We start from the raw sequence: 17,732 nt of genomic DNA on the forward strand, positions 1-17,732 counted from the left end.
GGGGCAGCAACAGAGCCCCCTGTCGGATTCGAACCGACGACCTACGCATTACAAGTGCGTTGCTCTGGCCAGCTGAGCTAAGGAGGCGTGGCCCCTCGCGGGGGCGCCCGTGCAGTGTACCCACGTCACAGGGTGTGCTCGTCGAAAATCTCCGCGAAGTTCACAGGGGTCCGGGTACTGACAGACCCGGTGAACGGCAGGTACCGTCCTGACCCAATCCACTCCCGTGGACTACACCACCACGGCACGGCCGTGGTGGATCACCACCTTTACAACGGATCGTCCGGCACGTTCCTGCCGGTGAAGGGGGCCTACGACCCATGGCCACAGTTACGTTCGACAAGGCGACCCGGATCTACCCGGGTTCCACGAAGCCCGCCGTGGACGGTCTCGACATCGAGATCGAGGACGGCGAGTTCCTCGTTCTGGTCGGACCGTCCGGTTGCGGCAAGTCCACCTCGCTCCGCATGCTCGCGGGGCTCGAGGACGTCAACGGCGGCGCCATCCGCATCGGTGACCGCGACGTCACGCACCTGCCGCCGAAGGACCGGGACATCGCCATGGTGTTCCAGAACTACGCGCTCTACCCGCACATGACCGTCGCCGACAACATGGGCTTCGCCCTCAAGATCGCCGGCGTCAACAAGGCGGAGATCCGGCAGAAGGTCGAAGAGGCCGCGAAGATCCTCGACCTCACCGAGTACCTGGACCGCAAGCCGAAGGCCCTCTCCGGCGGTCAGCGCCAGCGTGTCGCCATGGGTCGCGCCATCGTGCGTGAGCCCCAGGTCTTCCTCATGGACGAGCCGCTGTCGAACCTCGACGCCAAGCTCCGTGTCTCGACCCGTACGCAGATCGCGTCCCTGCAGCGCCGCCTCGGCATCACCACCGTCTACGTCACCCACGACCAGGTCGAGGCCATGACGATGGGCGACCGCGTGGCGGTCCTCAAGGACGGTCTGCTCCAGCAGGTCGACACCCCGCGCAACATGTACGACCGCCCGGCCAACCTCTTCGTCGCCGGCTTCATCGGCTCCCCGGCCATGAACCTGGTCGAGGTCCCGATCACCGACGGCGGCGTGAAGTTCGGCAACAGCGTCGTCCCGGTCAACCGTGACGCCCTGAAGGCCGCCTCCGACAAGGGTGACACCACCGTCACCGTCGGTGTCCGCCCCGAGCACTTCGACGTCGTGGAGCACAACGGCGCCGCCGCCTCCGCCCTGTCGAAGGACACCGAGGACGCCCCGGCCGGCCTCGCCGTCTCCGTCAACGTCGTCGAGGAGCTCGGCGCCGACGGTTACGTCTACGGCACCGCCGAGGTCGGCGGCGAGACCAAGGACCTCGTGGTCCGCGTCAACGGCCGCCAGGTCCCGGAGAAGGGCGCGACGCTGCACGTCGTCCCGCGTCCGGGCGAGACCCACGTGTTCTCGACCTCGACGGGTGAGCGCCTCACCGACTGATCTCCCGACGTGGTGGGCGCGACCGTTCGCGAAACCACCGACCCGGGATAAATCACCCAGGTTGACGAAGAGGGCCCCGCGGATTTCCGCGGGGCCCTCTTCCACGTCGACAACTACCCCGGCAAATCGGCCTTTTTCGACCGCCGTGCGTCAACACGCCACCCAGGAACCGGCGCTGCGACATCCCCCGTATCGGTGACCTAATGTCGCCATATCACTACCCCGCGCTACCCTCACTCGCGTGAAGCACACCCACACCCACACCCAACGGACGCGGCGCGGCCCCGGCCCCGCCCGCCGGATCGGCCGTTCGCTGGCCCTGGTCCTGCCCGTCGTCCTGGTCCTCTCCGGCACGCTCGCGGTCACCAAGGTCCAATGGACCACCACGGACCCCGACCAATCCGTCCTCGCCGCCTCGGACGTGGCCGAGCTGGACTCCACCGAGCGGGCCAAGCCCCGCGCCCCGCACGAGGTGCTCCAGGACAAACTCCTCATGGAGCTCCAGGACAAGGACCCGGGAGTCGCCCTCACCCACCTCCAGGAAGCGGTGAACGAGCGCCCGTCGCTCGCGAAGCACTGCACCGCCATCGCCCGTGCCCTCGGCCGCGCCGCCGTCCGCGCCTACGGCCCCACTCGGGCCCAGGGCTTCGCCCGCCCCGTCTGCGACACCTCGTACGCGACCGGAGTGGCCGCCCAGTTCGCCTGACCACCCCGGCGATCCACCGGGGCACCCCACCCCGGTGACCCCCTCCGCGACGATCCCAGGGCCGTGCTCCCGCGAACGGGGCGCCACGTACAGTTCGGGTCATGACCGATCCGAACGCCGCGTCGCGCCCCGTTCAAGCCGTGGTCCTCGCCGGTGGCCAGGGCTCCCGGCTGCGTCCGTACACCGACGACCGGCCGAAGCCCATGGTCGAGATCCCCGGTACGGGCACGCCGATCATCGGCCATCAGCTCGCCTGGCTCGCCGAGGAGGGCGTGACCGACGTGGTCGTCTCCTGCGGCCATCTCGCCGACGTCCTGCAGAAGTGGCTGGACTCCGCCGACCTGCCGGTCCGCGTCACCACCGTCGTCGAGACGGAGCCCCTGGGCCGAGGCGGGGGCCTCAAGTACGCCGCCGCCCACCTCCCACACCCCGACCAGCCCTGGTACGCCACCAACGGCGACATCTGGACCCGCTTCTCGCTCCGCGACATGGCGGACTTCCACACCGAGCGCGACGCCGTCGCCACGCTCGCCCTGGCCCGCCCGCGCATCCCCTGGGGGGCCGTGAAGACGGACGGTTTCGGCCGCGTCACGGACTTCATCGAGGCCCCGCCCACCACGTACGAGATCAACGCCGGCGTCTACGTGTTCTCCCCGGAGTTCACCGACCTCCTCCCGGCCCGGGGCGACCACGAACGCACCACGTTCCCCCGCCTCGCCCGAGAACGCCGCCTCGCGGGCTTCCCCCTCCCCCAGGGCGCCTACTGGCGAGCCATCGACACGGCGAAGGACCTCACAGAGGCAGCAAAGGAACTGGCGTCCCAGCCCCGCCAGCAGCCCGCCGAGGACCGCTGAGCCCCAGATGGCCGCTGAGGGCCGCTGAGCCACTGAGAGTCGGTAGGGGGCCGGTGGGGGCCCGGTGACCGCCGGTGGGGGCCCGGTGACCTCCGGTGGGAGCCGGTGACGGCCGGCGGAGGCCAGTGACGGCCGATGGGCCGCTGAGGCAGGGTGAGGGCCGCTTTCGAGCCGGCCTCAGGAGCAGCGCGCCCCGTCAGGGGCGCGGGGAACTGCGCGACCAGCCCCACCCAACCCGCACCCGCCCCCGAACCGCTCCCCCGAGCCCCTAGGCGCCCCCGAAGACAACCCGCACGAACCACACAACCGGCAACGCCAACGCCAACGGGCCCCGCGCGGAACTCCACGCGGGGCCCATCACCACATCATTCACATCACGACAGCCGACCCACGACCCGACCGACCCGACCGACCCGACCGGCCGACCTACCCGGCCGACCCGGCCGACCTACCCGAGCAACCCCCCGACCAGCCCAGGCTGCTGCCCACCGGAGGAACTCCCACCGGTAGACCCCCCGGAGGACGTCGCCCCACTGGTCGCACCGCCGGAGGCCCCGCTCGAACTGGGCCCCGCAGTTGTGCTCGGCGCCTGCTCCACCGGCGCCGACTGCTGCGGCGGCGCCTGCCCGGCCGTCCCCTGCGTCTGGCTCGGCTGCCCCCCGGTGACCGCCCCGGTGGACCGCGTGGCCCCCGGAGTCGTCGCCTCCTGCGAAGGCGTCGCCGACGTGGCGCCCGCGGTAGGCGCGTCGGACGCGGACGGGCTGTTCTCGCGCCGCGCACTCGGCTCACCCGGCAGCGGCGACCCCGGCAGCTCGTTGCGCGGAGCCTCCCCGGGCCCGGGAACGACGATCCGGTCGGCATCCCGCACGGCCCCGCCGAGCAGGGACCCGACGAGCAGCGTCAGCCCGACGACGATCGCGGTCACGAGTGCGCCCCGGCGCAGTACGTACCGCCGCAGCTCCCAGATGTCGGCGCGCGGCCCGAGCGTGCGCCAGGCGCCGCCCGCGAGCCGTCCGTCGACCGAGTACACCGGCGCGCCCGCGATGATCAGCGGGGACCAGGCGGCGAGGTAGATGATGTCGGGCGTCTCGTAGACGGGGACGGTCTTCCAGCTGACGGTGACGAGCAGCGCGGCCGACAGCAGCGCCCCGACCCCGGCCGCGACCCGCTGCCACAGTCCGAAGACGGTCAGCACGCCGACGATGACCTGGGCGAAGGCGATGACGAGCCCCGAGCCCACCGGGTGTTCGAGGGCGAACTGCCGCAGCGGCTCGGCGACTTCCCACGGGTGCAGCGTGTTCAGCCACTTCACCATGGAGCCGCGCTTGCCGCCGTCGAAGTAGTGCGGATCGCAGAGCTTGCCCATGCCGGCGTAGATGGAGATGAAGCCGAGGAAGACCCGCAGCGGCAGCAGCACCACGCCGAGGTTCATCCGGCGACCGGGGTAATAGGCGTGCCGGACGGGCTCGTTGCCGGTCCGGCGCCCGCCCCGCGCGTCCTCGCCGACTCCCCGGTCGGCGTACGCGTCCGTGAAGTCGTCGTCCCCGTAGGCCCCGTGACCCGCCTGGTCGTAGCGGGCCTCGTCGTAGGCGCTGTCGACCGTGCGCATCGCGGGGAGCAGCCGGGTGCCGTCGCCGACGGCGTGGTCGCCGTGCGTGCGCTGGCTGCCGACGATGGGCGTCTCCACCGTCTCCACCGTCAAGTCGGCGCCGTACCGCCCGCTTTCGGAGCCGTAGCGCCCGCCCTCGGTGTCGTAGCCACCGCCGCCCGTGCCGTCGACGCGCGGGATGACCTGGGTCGAGCCCGTGTCGCCCAGCGGGTCGGGGAAGCCGACGCCCGCACCGCGCACCGCCTGGAGGAGCCGGTGGGCTCCGGTGTCGTCGGGCGCGGACTTCCCGCTCCAGACGACCGGCGCGCGCCGGCGCCCGGCGGCGGGCGCGCCGGAACGCCCCGCCGTACCCACGACGGGGATGCGCGTGGTGTCCTCGGTGACGCTCAGGTGCCGTGCGATACGCGGGGACGCCCGCGTGGAGGCGCCCAACTGCACGCGGAAGCTCGCGTGGTTGACGATGACCTGCGCCGGATCGCTCGGCACCTTCACCATGCTCAGCGCGGGAGCGTCGTCGAATCCCGAGTCGAATTTCGACGAACGGTCCCCCGTGGGTGTGCGGGGTGTTCTGGTGTCCACACTCATCTAACCGAGTGACGTGTCGTTAGGACACTGCTTTGACCGCCCCGATGTGTCCGGACCCCGTCAAGGTGATCCAGAACATCCCGAACCCCCAGCTAGGGCCTGTTCCGGGCCCGTCTCAGGCCCTGCGCCGCGCCGCCTCGTACAGCACAACTCCCGCCGCCACACCGGCGTTCAGCGACTCGGCGCCACCCGGCATCGGGATCCGCACCCGGAAGTCGCACGTCTCGCCGACAAGACGGGACAGGCCCTTGCCCTCGCTGCCGACCACGATCACGACGGGCCCCTCCAGGGCCTCCAACTCCCCCACCTCGGCCTCGCCGTCGGCGGCGAGCCCGACCACGACGACACCGGCCTTCTTGTACGCCTCCAGCGCGCGCGTGAGGTTGGTGGCGCGCGCGACGGGCGTACGGGCGGCCGTACCGGCGGACGTCTTCCACGCACCGGCGGTCATCCCGGCCGCACGCCGCTCCGGCACGACGACGCCGTGGCCGCCGAACGCGGAGACGGACCGGACGACGGCACCGAGGTTGCGCGGGTCGGTCACCCCGTCGAGGGCGACGATCAGCGGGTCCTCACCCTCGTCGTACGCGGCGGCCACCAGGTCCTCGGGGTGCGCGTACTCGTAGGGCGGCACCTGGAGGACGAGCCCCTGGTGGTTGAGCCCGTTGGTCATGCGGTCCAGCTCGGGGCGGGGCGCCTCCATGAGGTTGATGCCACCGCGCTCGGCGGCGAGCTGGAGCGCCTCGCGCACCCGCTCGTCGTTGTCGATGAACTGCTGGACGTAGAGCGTCGAGGCGGGCACGCCCTCGCGCAGTGCCTCGACGACCGGGTTGCGGCCCACGACCATCTCGGACGTGCCCTTGCCGCCCCGGCCACGCGGCGCGGGGCGGCGCGCGGCCTGCTTCGCCTTGGCGTTGGCGATGCGGTTCGCCTTGTGCTTCTTGCGCATCTCGGCGGGCGGCGTCGGCCCCTTGCCCTCGAGACCCTTGCGCCGCTGGCCGCCACTGCCGACCTGCGCGCCCTTCTTGCCGGACATGCGGCGGTTGTTAGCGGCCATGACCTACCCGTCTCCCGAGAAGCGTGCGTGTGTACGAATGTGTATGCGCATGAGCGTGTGTGCTCGATGCGGTGTGCTCAATGCAGTGTGCCGCCCGGAGGCCCGGGCGGCACAATCGATCAAGGTGACCGGACGTCCGCTCAGCGCGGGCCGAGCGTCCAGCGCGGGCCGTCCGGGCTGTCCTCGATGACCAGACCGGACTGGTTGAGCTGGTCGCGGATGGCGTCGGCGGTGGCCCAGTCCTTACGGGCGCGCGCCGCCTCCCGCTGCTGGAGGACCAGCCCGACGAGGCTGTCTACGACGCCGTGCAGGTCCTCGCCCCGCTCGGCGCCGTCACCGGCCCAGTGCGCGTCCAGCGGGTCGAGGCCCAGCACACCGAGCATGGCCCGCACCTCGGCGAGCCGTGCCACCGCCTCTTCCTTGTCGTCGGCGGCCAGCGCGCTGTTGCCCTGCCGGACCGTGGTGTGCACGATGGCGAGCGCCTGCGGCACCCCGAGGTCGTCGTCCATCGCCTCGGCGAACGCCGGCGGCACCTCGGACGCGGGCTCGACGATCCCGCCGGCCTTCTCGACGACCCGCTGCACGAACCCCTCGATCCGCGCGAACGCCGACTCGGCCTCGCGCAGGGCGTCCTCGCTGTACTCGATCATCGACCGGTAGTGCGGGGTGCCCAGGTAGTACCGCAGGACGATGGGCCGCCAGTGCTTGACCATCTCGGAGACGAGGACGCTGTTGCCCAGCGACTTGGACATCTTCTCGCCGCTCATGGTGACCCAGGCGTTGTGCACCCAGTACGTGGCGAAGTCGTCGCCGAAGGCCTTGGCCTGCGCGATCTCGTTCTCGTGGTGCGGGAAGATCAGGTCGAGGCCGCCGCCGTGGATGTCGAAGGCGCTGCCCAGGTACTTGTGGGCCATGGCCGAGCACTCCAGGTGCCACCCCGGCCGTCCCCGCCCCCAGGGTGTCTCCCAGGTCGGCTCCCCCGGCTTCGCCGACTTCCACATGGCGAAGTCCCGCGGGTCACGCTTGCCGGTCTCGCCCTCGCCCGAGGGCTGGAGCAGGTTGTCGAGCTCCTGGTTGGACAGCTGCAGATACCCGGGGAAGGACCGCACGTCGAAGTAGACGTTCCCGTCGGCCTCGTACGCGTGTCCGCGCTCGATCAGCCCGCGCATCATCTCGACCATCTCGGTCACGTGCCCGGTGGCACGCGGCTCGTAGGTCGGCGGCAGGCAGCCGAGCACGTCGTAACCGTCGTTGAACGCGCGCTCGTTCTCGTACCCGATCGACCACCACGGGCGGCCCTGGTCGGCCGCCTTCATGATGATCTTGTCGTCGATGTCCGTGACGTTCCGGACGAAGGTCACTTCGTACCCGCGGTACTCGAACCACCGGCGCATAATGTCGAAGTTGAGCCCCGACCGGATGTGCCCGATGTGCGGGGCCGCCTGCACCGTGGCGCCACACAGGTAGATCGAGACACAACCCGGCGTGAGCGGGGCGAAGTCACGGATCTGCCGGGCGCTGGTGTCGTACAGGCGAATAGTCACGCCCCCAAGCGTAGTGGCCCGTCACCCATGCCCCGAGCCCTTCACCCCGAGGACGACAGATTCGTGACGTATGCCCACCGGGGCCCATGCCCCTCGACGGGCCGCAGGCCCAAAAAGGGGCGCGGGGAACTGCGCGACCAGCCCCCACCGAACCCGCGCGTACCCACCCACCCCCGCGCGGAGCGCGAAAGCGGGTCAAAGGGGCGCAGCCCCTTGAGGACGGGACGGGTAAGGGCAGCGGGGCGAAAACCCCGGGATGTCACCCGACCCGCACGACCAACGCCGTGGCCACCGCCATCAACCCCTCCCCCCGCCCGGGGAACCCCAGCCCGTCCGTCGTGGCCCCCGACACCGACACCGGCGCCCCCACAACCTCCGACAGCACCCGCTGCGCCTCGTCCCGCCGCTTCCCGATCTTCGGCCGGGCCCCCACCACCTGCACGGCCACGTTCCCGATGACGAACCCCCCGGCCCGCACGATCCGCGCGGCCTCCGCCAGCAACGTCACCCCGGACGCCCCGGACCACTCCGGCCGCCCGGTCCCGAAATGCTGCCCCAGGTCCCCCATCCCCGCCGCGGAGAACAACGCGTTGCACGCGGCGTGCGCCACGACGTCCGCGTCGGAGTGCCCGGCCAGCCCCGGCCCCTCCCCCTCCCACTTCAGCCCGGCGCACCACAGCTCCCGCCCCTCCTCGAAGGCGTGGATGTCGGTACCGATCCCGACCTGCGGCAACACCACGGAACCCGGCAACGACACCGGCGCCGCCCCGGAATCCTCAGAAACCACCGTCGAACCCGTCGATTCCTCAGAAACCACCGTCGAGCCTCCTGCGCGCCAGAACCGCCTCCGCGAGCACCAGGTCCAGCGGCCTGGTCACCTTGAACGCCTCCTCGTGCCCCGGCACGACCACCACCCCGAGCCCGAGCCGCTCCACCATGCTCGCGTCGTCGGTGACCTCCCCGGTGACCGTCTCGTGCGCCCGCACGAGGGTCTCCCGGTGGAACCCCTGCGGCGTCTGCACGGCGCGCAGCCGCGCCCGCTCGGGCGTGGCGACGACCGGCTCCGGCGCCCCCGGCGCGTCCGCCGGCTCGACCTCCTTGACCGTGTCCGCGAGCGGCAGCGCGGGCACGACGGCCGGCGCCCCGTCCCGTACGGCCTCGATGACCGCGTCGACCGTGTCGACGGGCACCAGCGGACGGGCCGCGTCATGGACGAGGACGGTGTCGTAACCGGGCGGCAGCGCGTCCAGGCCGAGCTTCACCGACTCCTGGCGCGACTCACCCCCGGGTACGACGAGGAAGTCCGTCCGCTCGGGCAGCGCGTGCGCGTCGAGGAGGGTCTTGACCTCGGGGGCGCCGTCGGGCGGCGCCACCACGATGACCAGGGAGACGGCACGGGACGCGGCCATGGCCCGCACCGCGTGGATCAGCATCGGGGTGCCGTTCAGCGCGCGGAGCGCTTTGGGGGCGCCCGGGCCGAGGCGTACGCCCCGGCCGGCGGCCGGGATCACGGCCGCCGTACGGGTTGCCGCACGGGCTGCGGGACCGGTTCCGGAAGGCGAAGGGCGCGAATCGTCAGACATCGGTTCCTGTCAGGTTTGTGTGCTCGGCCTACGTGGGTATGGCCACAGCGTGCCGGGCGCGACACCTTGACCGGACCCTTCCGTGACATCTGGTCGAGCCAGCTGCCCGGGCCCGGCACGCCAAGTACGAGTACGGCGTACTCATGAGCACCGGGGCACGCCAAGTATCGCCAAGTATCAGGCACTTCTTCAGGCGTACGGCATCCGGGTACGAACATGCCGCAGCGCCCGGCGACATCACATACGTCATCGGGCACCGCGGCATTTCGATGTGCTGCTGCACTGAACGACTGAGCGGGCTGGCTGCCTGCCTCAGGTCAGTTCGGTAACGCAGTCAGTTCAGGACGCGAGGACCTCGTCGAGCAGAGCCTCGGCCTTGTCCTCGTTGGTGTTCTCCGCGAGGGCGAGCTCGCTCACCAGGATCTGGCGGGCCTTGGCGAGCATGCGCTTCTCACCGGCGGACAGTCCGCGCTCGCGCTCACGACGCCACAGGTCACGCACGACTTCCGCGACCTTGATGACATCGCCGGAGGCAAGCTTCTCCAGGTTTGCCTTGTAGCGACGCGACCAGTTCGTGGGCTCCTCGGCATACGGCGCGCGCAGCACCTCGAAGACCCGGTCCAGGCCGTCCTGACCGACCACATCACGTACGCCGACGAACTCCGCATTGTCCGCTGGCACACGCACCGTCAGGTCGCCCTGAGCGACCTTGAGCACCAAGTAGGTCTTGTCCACGCCTTTGATCTGGCGAGTTTCGATGGCCTCGATCAGCGCGGCCCCGTGATGGGGATAGACCACGGTGTCGCCAACCTTGAACGTCATGTGACAGGTACCCCTTCCGTGGCTATCCAGGGTAACACGGATACGGCGGGTTCTGAATGGCGTTTTCGCAGGTCAGGGCATATCTCGGGGCTTGACAACTGCAACAGGAACGTGCTGCGGGACCCGAACGGAAGAGGGTATTCGCAGGTGGGAGCGGCTCTCCGGGCGGAGCGAAACCCGTACGTTACACGCATCCGGAGGACGCCGGGAGCATCCTAACGTCCCGCTTTGTCCGACTCCAGATGTGCGACTTCCGCTACTCCGTTCGGTGCGCGGAGTCGGGTACGAGACGAATCCGGAATTGATCAAGAAGTTCGATCCACGGGCCCTCTTCCGCCGTTACCGGATCGTGTTCTAGCGCGTTCCGGCGGTGTTCTGGCAGTTGATCGATTTTTCGTGGCGGTCCACATTCCTGGGCGGAAATCCAGGACGCGGCGCCGACGAGATCGAGGGTGGTTTTGCGAATGCCGACCGGGACGGCCGTGACGTGTCCGTCAATTGCTTCCGGTGACATGTCGGGGACTTGGGGAGGGTCGGGTGCGGCGGCGACGGGACGGCTCGGTAACCTAAGGCCGCTACAGACCACGTACCGCCCACGTTCTAGGAGTTGCCGCCGCCGTGAGCAGCAGCCTTCGACGCGGCGCCCTCGCCGCCGCCGCCATCGCGTTCTCGATCGCCTCACTCGCCGCGTGCGCCGCCGGCAACAACGCCCAGACGCTGGAGATCAAGCCGGACAACGCCGCCACCAGCGTCGGCGACATCAAGATCCAGAACGCCATCGTGGTCACCCAGCCCGGCACCGAGACCGGGGGCCCCGCCGTGGTCTCCGCGACACTCTTCAACGCCGCCTCGACCGACCAGACGCTGGACTCCGTCACCGTCGAGGGCGCCGGCACCGTCGAGCTCACCCCGGCGAAGGGCAAGGGCAAGGGCGGCAAGGTCGTCGTCCCGGCCGGCGGCTCCGTGGTCCTGGGCGGCGAGGGCAACGCCTCCGCCGTCCTGCCGGAGGGCACCGACGCGGTCAAGGACGGCAACGCCCAGAAGGTCACCTTCGAGTTCAGCGAGACCGGGCAGGTCGCCCTGCGGGCCTTCGTGGTCCCCGCCGAGCACTACTTCGAGAAGTGGGGCCCGACGGACATCCCCGAGGCCCCCGTCACCAGCGCCTCCCCGTCGGAGGAGACCACCGGCTCCCCGTCCCCCGACGGCACGGGCTCGCCGTCCGCGGACGGCACGGCCGCCGAGGAGGAGGGCACCGCCGCCGGTTCGACGGCCTCGCCGTCCGCCTCGGCCACCGAGGAGACCACGGGCCACTGAGGCCGCCGGGGGTCACCCCGAGTACGTACGCCGAAGGGCGGCACCCCCTGAGAGGGGTGCCGCCCTTCGGCGTACGGGCTGCCGGCGTACTGGCTGCGGGTGTGTAGGACCTGCGGGGTGTACGACCGATGGGTGTACGGCCTACGGCTCGAACTTGTACCCCAGACCGCGCACCGTCACCAGGTACCGCGGCGCACCCGGGTCCGGCTCGATCTTGGCGCGGAGGCGCTTGACGTGAACGTCGAGGGTCTTGGTGTCGCCCACGTAGTCCGCGCCCCAGACGCGGTCGATGAGCTGCATACGGGTCAGGACGCGGCCGGCGTTCCGCAGCAGCATTTCGAGCAGGTCGAACTCCTTGAGGGGGAGGTCGACCTTGGAGCCCGAGACAGTGACCACGTGACGGTCGACGTCCATACGGACGGGACCGGCCTCCAGCGCGGCCGGGGTGACCTCCTCGGGCTCGCCGCGGCGGCGCAGTACGGCCCGGATGCGGGCGACGAGCTCGCGGGAGGAGAAGGGCTTGGTGACATAGTCATCGGCTCCTATTTCCAGGCCCACGACCTTGTCGATCTCACTGTCCTTGGCGGTCACCATGATCACCGGGACATTGGAACGGCCGCGCAGCTGACGGCAGACCTCGGTGCCCGGCAGCCCGGGCAGCATCAGGTCGAGCAGGACGAGGTCGGCTCCATTGCGCTCGAACTCGTCGAGGCCGTCGGGCCCGGTGGTCGCGATGGCGACCTCGAAGCCCTCCTTGCGGAGCATGTAGGACAGGGCGTCGGAGAAGGACTCCTCGTCCTCGACGACGAGCACTCGGGTCACGGAAGGACCTCCGGGGCGGGAAGCGGTCCGTACGGTTCGTACGGGGATCTGTCGGTGTGAGGCTGTCCGTCCTCGTCGTCGAGGTCCGGGTGCTGGGCCACGCGGTCACGGGACGCGCCCGCCTCCGGCAGCCTGAGCGTGAACGTGGAGCCCTGTCCCTCCGAGCTCCACACCGTGACCTCCCCGCCGTGCGAGGCGGCCACGTGTTTGACGATCGCGAGACCGAGGCCCGTACCGCCGGTCTGGCGGGAGCGGGCCGGGTCCACGCGGTAGAAGCGCTCGAAGATGCGCTCCTTGTCCTTGTCCGAGATGCCGATGCCCTGGTCGGTCACGGCGATCTCGATGTGGTCCCCACCGGGGGCGGTCACCCGGCGTGCGGCTATGCCGACGCGGGTGCGGGCCGGGGAGTAGTTGACGGCGTTCTCCACGAGGTTGCCGAGGGCGGCGGCCAGCTGACCGCGGTTGCCCCAGACACGCAGCTCCGCGGTGCCGCCGGCGGCCATGGTGATCTGCTTGGTGCCGGCCTGGTGGCGGCAGCGGTCGACGGCCTCGGCGACCAGCTCGTCCACCCGAACGGGCTCGGCGTCCTCCAGCGGGTCGTCGTTCTGCACCCGGGAGAGGTCGATCAGCTCCTGCACGAGGTTGGTGAGCCGGGTGGCCTCGATCTGCATGCGCCCGGCGAAGCGTTCCACCGCCTCGGGGTCGTCCGAGGCCCCCATGACAGCCTCGGAGAGCAGGGAGAGCGCGCCGACGGGCGTCTTCAGCTCATGGCTGACGTTCGCGACGAAGTCCCGCCGCACGGCCTCTATCCGGCGGGCCTCGGTGAGGTCCTCGACCAGGAGCAGTACGAGTCGGGAGCCGAGCGGCGCGACGCGCGCGGAGACGGCGAGGGCCTCGCCGCGACCCGTGCCACGCCGGGGCAGGTCCAGCTCGACCTGCCGTATCTCGCCGTCCCGGCGGGTGTCGCGGGCCATCTTGAGCATCGGCTCGATGGAGAGCTTGCCGCCCCGCACCAGCCCGAGGGCGTACGCGGCGGAGCTGGCCTTGACGACGGCGTCCGCCTCGTCGAGCACGACGGCGGAGGAGCGGAGCACGGACAGCACGGTGTCGACGCCGGGCGGCAGCACCGGGTCGGTGTGCAGGGAGGTTCGGGTGGGACGCTTCTGCTCGCGCTCGCTGAAGCGGAACGCCAGCATGGCGATGACGCCGGTGAGCACTCCGGCGATCGCTGCCGCTGCGGCGACCGCCGCGTTCACGTCCATGCATCCAGGTTAGGCACGAGGTCGGACATCCCCACAGCGCTCGGAGGGCGACCTCGAACACTCGTCGCCCAGAGTTCACCTTGGAGCCAGTATTGGTTCATTTGGGGTGGCGGAAACGGACGCGTAAGGGCCGGAACGTGGGAGCGTGGGAATCGTCCGGGGCCCCCGGTCACCGTTCGCCGTCTCCGTTCCACTCGGTGATCGGGGTACGACCGTACTGGCCCGGCCTGGCGGGTCGGCTTCCGGAACGGCTTTCCTGGTTACCCACGAGCAGACGTACGTAAGAGAGGGACACCCTGATGCGGGACGCGTACCACGAGGAACTTGACTCGATCGGTGAGGGCCTGGTCGAGATGGCCCGACTGGTGGGGTCGGCGATCGGTCGCGCCACGACGGCGATGCTCGACGCCGACCTGAAGCTGGCCGAGAGCGTGATCGAGGCCGACAAGAAGGTCGACGACCTGCAGCACGACCTGGAGGCCCGCGCGATAGCCCTGCTCGCCCGGCAGCAGCCGGTGGCGACGGATCTCCGTATCGTCGTGACGTCGCTGCGGATGTCGGCCGACCTGGAGCGCTCGGGCGACCTCGCCCAGCACGTGGCCAAGCTGACCCGGCTGCGCTTCCCCGAGCGGGCGGTCCCGCGCGACCTGCACGCCACGATCCTGGAGATGGGCCAGCTCGCGCAGCGGCTGATGGCGAAGGCCGCCGAGGTCATCATCACCAAGGACGTCGACCTGGCGCTCCAGCTGGAGAGCGACGACGACGCGATGGACCTGCTCCACCGCACGCTCTTCCAGCACCTCATGGACGACCGCTGGAAGCACGGCATCGAGACCGCCGTCGACGTCACCCTGCTCGGCCGCTACTACGAGCGCTTCGCCGACCACGCGGTGTCGGTCGCGAAGCGGGTGGTGTACCTGGTGACGGGCGAACACGCGGACGAACTCCAGGCGGACATCCAGCCGGTGCAGCCGGTCGCGGGGGTGGAAGGGGCGTAAGGGGCAGCGGGAACGGCGGCGGTGGCCGGTGCCGGTGCCGGAGGCCGCCGGGAGCAGGGGGTGCGCCGGGGCCGGTGGTGGTGAGGCTCCGGCGCTCGAAGGCCGGGCAGGGCGTGTGGACGCCTCTGTGCGCCGTTGATGCGCCCGGCTGAACGGGCTTGGAATAGGGCAGGCAAAGGGGCAGGCAAGGGGGACACGTTCCCTGCGCTTCCTTGTCCTCCGTGCTTCGCCTTCCATCCCTTCGCCTTCCATCCCTTCCAGTTCCATCCCTTCGAGGAGGGACCATGGCCGAATCCCCCGCCAGCCCCAGCACGCCGGACCCGACACAGGTCCGGGACACCCATCAGCCCGTCGACCGCAAGATCCTGCCTCTCTTCGGTGCCTGCGGCTGCGGTTCCGGATGCGGGTGCGGGTGCCAGTCCGGCAACCCGTGCCAGTGCGGCTGACGCCGACCAGCCGCGGGCGTTCCTGTGCGGTACGCGTGAAGGGGCCTGTCTCTGACGACGGGCCCCTTCACCCATGTCCGACTCCGGCGTTTCGGCTTTGGCCTCTGCTGCGGAGTCGCCCGTACGGCCGTACGGGCGCAGCATGAGGAGAGTAGGGAGCACAAGGAACCAGGCAGGCACTGGGCAGGCACCAAGCGCCACGCCTTGGGCACTGAGGAGGTGTGGGTGATGACCAAGTTCATGGACGTCCACCACAACATGAAGGGCATCACGGAGGACCAGCTGCGTGCCGCGCACAAGGCCGACCTCGACATCGAGAAGGACGAGAACGTCCACTTCGAACGCGCGTGGGCCGACCCCACGTCGGGCACCGTGTACTGCCTCTCCGAGGCCCCCTCCGCCGACGCGGTCCAGCGCATCCACGAACGCGCGGGCCACAAGGCGGACGAGATCCATCCGGTTCCCCTGATGATCTAGGCGGTGCGGCGCGGACCAGCCGGCGCAACGAGCGCGCGCAAGCGCCGGGTCAGCGGCGTTCGCCTCCGCACGCCCTGTCCGACGACGTTCACGGGGTGGAACCATCCCCATGCCGGAACCGGCCGGGACCGGCGGGCACAAGGGGGTTCTGCACATGTCCGTAGTGATGTCGATGCATTGGCCAGAGGTGACCCCGGAGCAGTACGACACCGTGCGGGACGCGGTCGACTGGGAGGGGGTACCGGCGGCCGGGGGCCAGATCCACGTGGCCTGGTTCGACGACCAGGGGATGCATGTCGTCGACGTGTGGGAGTCCCAGCAGGCGTTCGAAGCGTTCTTCGCGGAGCGCTTGGCCCCCGTACTCGAAAAAGCGGGCCTACAGGGCACCCCTCACACCACCTTCAGCCCCCTCCACCGCCGCTTCATCGCGCCGACGATCGACGGCGCGGCATAACCCGACACGCTCCACGACGCTGGGTTTTCGCTGGTCAGGGAACACGGGCTCGTGCGCTTGATGGTCGTCTCGGTCGTCATTGGCCACTGTTGAGTGGCCTTGGACGGCCCGGGGACGGCCAGCTTTGCCCGGTGCAGGACCTCGTTCGACCGACGAAAGGGGCCTCCGATGTGGACCGGTGGCTGCTGGGGTTGCTGTACTTCGTTGCTGTACCTCAGGATCGGACGATGTCCCGATCAGTAGGCGCGCACACCGCCGACCCCTGCCCTCGGTGTCTGGTTGAGCAGGTCCGTCTGGGCAGCCTCGTGTCTGTTGCCGGGCGCGATGTCGTCGGCTACGTCTGCGGGCGATGCGAGCATTCGTGGTCCCGTCCCGTCGAGGACGACCTGGAGGTGTACGACATCGTCAGAGCGGATCTCGATGACAGGACGCTCTACGGCACCGTGTGGCAGGTGGACGACGATCGAGTTCAGGTGCGCGACACGAGCGATGGGCGGCTGCTGTGGGTCGAGCGCTGGCGGGCCATCCTCTACTGAGGCTCGTCATGCCTGAGGCCCCGGACCATCAGCTTGGGAAGCTGCGATCAATCGCTCAAGTATACGAACGATGTGCTATTGGTCGCCGCGTACTGGCACACGAACCTCACCCTGCGGCAGCTCGCCCCGCTGTTCGGCATCCCGAAGTCGGCCGCCGATCATCGCGACGTACCGATCGCGCTCATCGGTGCGGCAGGTGGCGCGCTCGCTCTGGGGGCCAATGCCCCGGTCGAGATCGCCATCCCCGTGGCGGTGCTGATCGTCCTCGACGTCCGCGTCCGCCGCCCACGCCGTCGCACCTGACGGCCCGCAGACGGCCCAGGCCCACCACGAAACCCCCTACCGGCGGACAACCCGCAGGTAGGGGGCTTGATCAGCTCAAGTTACTTCTTCTTGCCCTGGTTCTTCACTGCCTCGATTGCGGCCGCTGCCGCTTCCGGGTCGAGGTAGGTGCCGCCGGGGTTCAGGGGCTTGAAGTCGGCGTCGAGTTCGTAGGCGAGGGGGATGCCGGTCGGGATGTTGAGGCCCGCGATGTCGGCGTCCGAGATGCCGTCGAGGTGCTTGACCAGGGCGCGGAGGCTGTTGCCGTGGGCGGCGACGAGGACCGTGCGGCCGGCCAGGAGGTCGGGGACGATGCCGTCGTACCAGTACGGCAGCATGCGGGTGACGACGTCCTTCAGGCACTCCGTGCGGGGGCGCAGCTCCGGCGGGATGGTCGCGTAGCGCGCGTCCGACGCCTGGGAGAACTCCGAGTCGTCCGCGAGCGGCGGCGGCGGGGTGTCGTACGAGCGGCGCCACAGCATGAACTGCTCCTCGCCGAACTCGGCCAGGGTCTGCGCCTTGTCCTTGCCCTGGAGGGCGCCGTAGTGGCGCTCGTTCAGGCGCCAGCTGCGGTGGACCGGGATCCAATGGCGGTCGGCGGACTCGAGGGCCAGCTGCGCGGTGCGGATGGCGCGTCGCTGGAGGGAGGTGTGCAGCACGTCCGGGAGCAGGCCGGCGTCCTTCAGCAGCTCACCGCCGCGCGTCGCCTCCTTCTCGCCCTTCGGAGTGAGGTTGACGTCCACCCAGCCGGTGAACAGGTTCTTCTCGTTCCACTCGCTCTCGCCGTGGCGGAGGAGGATCAGCTTGTACGGTGCGTCGGCCATGGCCCCGAGCGTAATCGACGGCCGGGAACCACCACACGGGTGGCCGACAGGCGGACACCGC

General features: G+C 70.2%; 17 protein-coding genes, 1 tRNA gene and 1 pseudogene. 9 read left to right on the forward strand and 10 right to left on the reverse strand.

Going from position 1 to position 17,732, the window contains the following annotated elements:
• Positions 1-13: 13 nt before the first annotated feature.
• Positions 14-87 (reverse strand) — tRNA-Thr (locus GWK25_RS40030).
• A gap of 233 nt (positions 88-320) precedes the next feature.
• Here GWK25_RS40030 and msiK point away from each other — a divergent pair.
• The 3 genes from msiK to GWK25_RS40045 all read left to right on the forward strand — a co-directional run bounded on the left by msiK (position 321) and on the right by GWK25_RS40045 (position 3,017).
• A complete protein-coding gene (gene msiK, locus GWK25_RS40035) occupies positions 321-1,457 on the forward strand; it encodes a diacetylchitobiose ABC transporter ATP-binding protein MsiK (protein WP_215456392.1) in 1,137 nt (378 codons plus the stop codon).
• A gap of 241 nt (positions 1,458-1,698) precedes the next feature.
• Positions 1,699-2,163: a hypothetical protein gene (locus GWK25_RS40040; RefSeq protein ID WP_215456393.1), complete on the forward strand. Its 465-nt coding sequence runs from the start codon at positions 1,699-1,701 to the stop codon at positions 2,161-2,163.
• A 101-nt stretch (positions 2,164-2,264) separates the two neighbouring features.
• Positions 2,265-3,017, forward strand: coding sequence for a nucleotidyltransferase family protein (locus tag GWK25_RS40045; protein ID WP_215456394.1), 753 nt, complete (start codon positions 2,265-2,267; stop codon positions 3,015-3,017).
• Between the two features lie 448 nt (positions 3,018-3,465).
• On the opposite strand, the gene GWK25_RS40050 is transcribed toward GWK25_RS40045, so the two are convergent.
• The 6 genes from GWK25_RS40050 to GWK25_RS40075 all read right to left on the reverse strand — a co-directional run bounded on the left by GWK25_RS40050 (position 3,466) and on the right by GWK25_RS40075 (position 10,217).
• Positions 3,466-5,205 carry a DoxX family protein gene (locus GWK25_RS40050; RefSeq protein WP_215457912.1) on the reverse strand — a complete coding sequence of 580 codons (1,740 nt, stop codon included), beginning with the start codon at positions 5,203-5,205 and terminating at the stop codon, positions 3,466-3,468.
• Positions 5,206-5,326: 121 nt separating this feature from the next.
• Entirely contained in the window at positions 5,327-6,268 is a 942-nt protein-coding gene (gene rlmB / locus GWK25_RS40055; protein WP_184892441.1) for a 23S rRNA (guanosine(2251)-2'-O)-methyltransferase RlmB, read from the reverse strand.
• Between the two features lie 140 nt (positions 6,269-6,408).
• A complete protein-coding gene (cysS, locus tag GWK25_RS40060) occupies positions 6,409-7,812 on the reverse strand; it encodes a cysteine--tRNA ligase (RefSeq protein WP_215456395.1) in 1,404 nt (467 codons plus the stop codon).
• 259 nt (positions 7,813-8,071) lie between these two features.
• A complete protein-coding gene (gene ispF / locus GWK25_RS40065) occupies positions 8,072-8,599 on the reverse strand; it encodes a 2-C-methyl-D-erythritol 2,4-cyclodiphosphate synthase (protein WP_308404440.1) in 528 nt (175 codons plus the stop codon).
• 19 nt (positions 8,600-8,618) lie between these two features.
• Positions 8,619-9,395: a 2-C-methyl-D-erythritol 4-phosphate cytidylyltransferase gene (gene ispD, locus GWK25_RS40070; protein WP_215456396.1), complete on the reverse strand. Its 777-nt coding sequence runs from the start codon at positions 9,393-9,395 to the stop codon at positions 8,619-8,621.
• Between the two features lie 339 nt (positions 9,396-9,734).
• Positions 9,735-10,217, reverse strand: a complete 483-nt coding sequence (locus GWK25_RS40075; protein WP_003953493.1) for a CarD family transcriptional regulator — start codon at positions 10,215-10,217, stop codon at positions 9,735-9,737.
• A gap of 618 nt (positions 10,218-10,835) precedes the next feature.
• On the opposite strand from GWK25_RS40075, the gene GWK25_RS40080 reads away from it, so the two are divergent.
• Complete coding sequence (locus GWK25_RS40080; RefSeq protein WP_215456397.1) at positions 10,836-11,531, forward strand: copper chaperone PCu(A)C; 696 nt, start codon at positions 10,836-10,838, stop codon at positions 11,529-11,531.
• A 141-nt stretch (positions 11,532-11,672) separates the two neighbouring features.
• Here GWK25_RS40080 and GWK25_RS40085 read toward each other — a convergent pair whose 3' ends face one another.
• Positions 11,673-12,353, reverse strand: coding sequence for a response regulator transcription factor (locus GWK25_RS40085; RefSeq protein WP_009340348.1), 681 nt, complete (start codon positions 12,351-12,353; stop codon positions 11,673-11,675).
• Positions 12,350-13,615 (reverse strand): cell wall metabolism sensor histidine kinase WalK, encoded by a 1,266-nt coding sequence (locus GWK25_RS40090; RefSeq protein ID WP_215456398.1) that lies wholly within the window; start codon positions 13,613-13,615, stop codon positions 12,350-12,352. Before GWK25_RS40090 ends, GWK25_RS40085 begins: the two co-directional genes overlap by 4 nt.
• Before the next feature lie 299 nt (positions 13,616-13,914).
• Between GWK25_RS40090 and phoU the strand changes: the two genes are divergently transcribed.
• From phoU to GWK25_RS40115, 5 genes and pseudogenes are all read left to right on the forward strand, one after another.
• Positions 13,915-14,613, forward strand: a complete 699-nt coding sequence (gene phoU, locus GWK25_RS40095) for a phosphate signaling complex protein PhoU (protein ID WP_045555976.1) — start codon at positions 13,915-13,917, stop codon at positions 14,611-14,613.
• Positions 14,614-15,287: 674 nt separating this feature from the next.
• Positions 15,288-15,536: an SCO4226 family nickel-binding protein gene (locus tag GWK25_RS40100; protein WP_215456399.1), complete on the forward strand. Its 249-nt coding sequence runs from the start codon at positions 15,288-15,290 to the stop codon at positions 15,534-15,536.
• Positions 15,537-15,690: 154 nt separating this feature from the next.
• Positions 15,691-15,990 (forward strand): TPMT family class I SAM-dependent methyltransferase, encoded by a 300-nt coding sequence (locus GWK25_RS40105; RefSeq protein WP_251829247.1) that lies wholly within the window; start codon positions 15,691-15,693, stop codon positions 15,988-15,990.
• Between the two features lie 227 nt (positions 15,991-16,217).
• The gene (locus tag GWK25_RS40110; protein WP_215456400.1) at positions 16,218-16,526 is read left to right on the forward strand and encodes a hypothetical protein; all 309 of its coding nucleotides are present in this window, start codon (positions 16,218-16,220) and stop codon (positions 16,524-16,526) included.
• Between the two features lie 69 nt (positions 16,527-16,595).
• Positions 16,596-16,685, forward strand: a pseudogene (locus GWK25_RS40115) (transposase family protein); the annotation flags it as partial.
• 224 nt (positions 16,686-16,909) lie between these two features.
• On the opposite strand, the gene GWK25_RS40120 reads toward GWK25_RS40115, so the two are convergent.
• Positions 16,910-17,671 carry a phosphoglyceromutase gene (locus tag GWK25_RS40120; RefSeq protein ID WP_184892423.1) on the reverse strand — a complete coding sequence of 254 codons (762 nt, stop codon included), beginning with the start codon at positions 17,669-17,671 and terminating at the stop codon, positions 16,910-16,912.
• Between the last annotated feature and the right edge of the window lie 61 nt (positions 17,672-17,732).

This window comes from Streptomyces sp. ATCC 21386 (assembly GCF_018728545.1).
Lineage (GTDB): Bacteria > Actinomycetota > Actinomycetes > Streptomycetales > Streptomycetaceae > Streptomyces.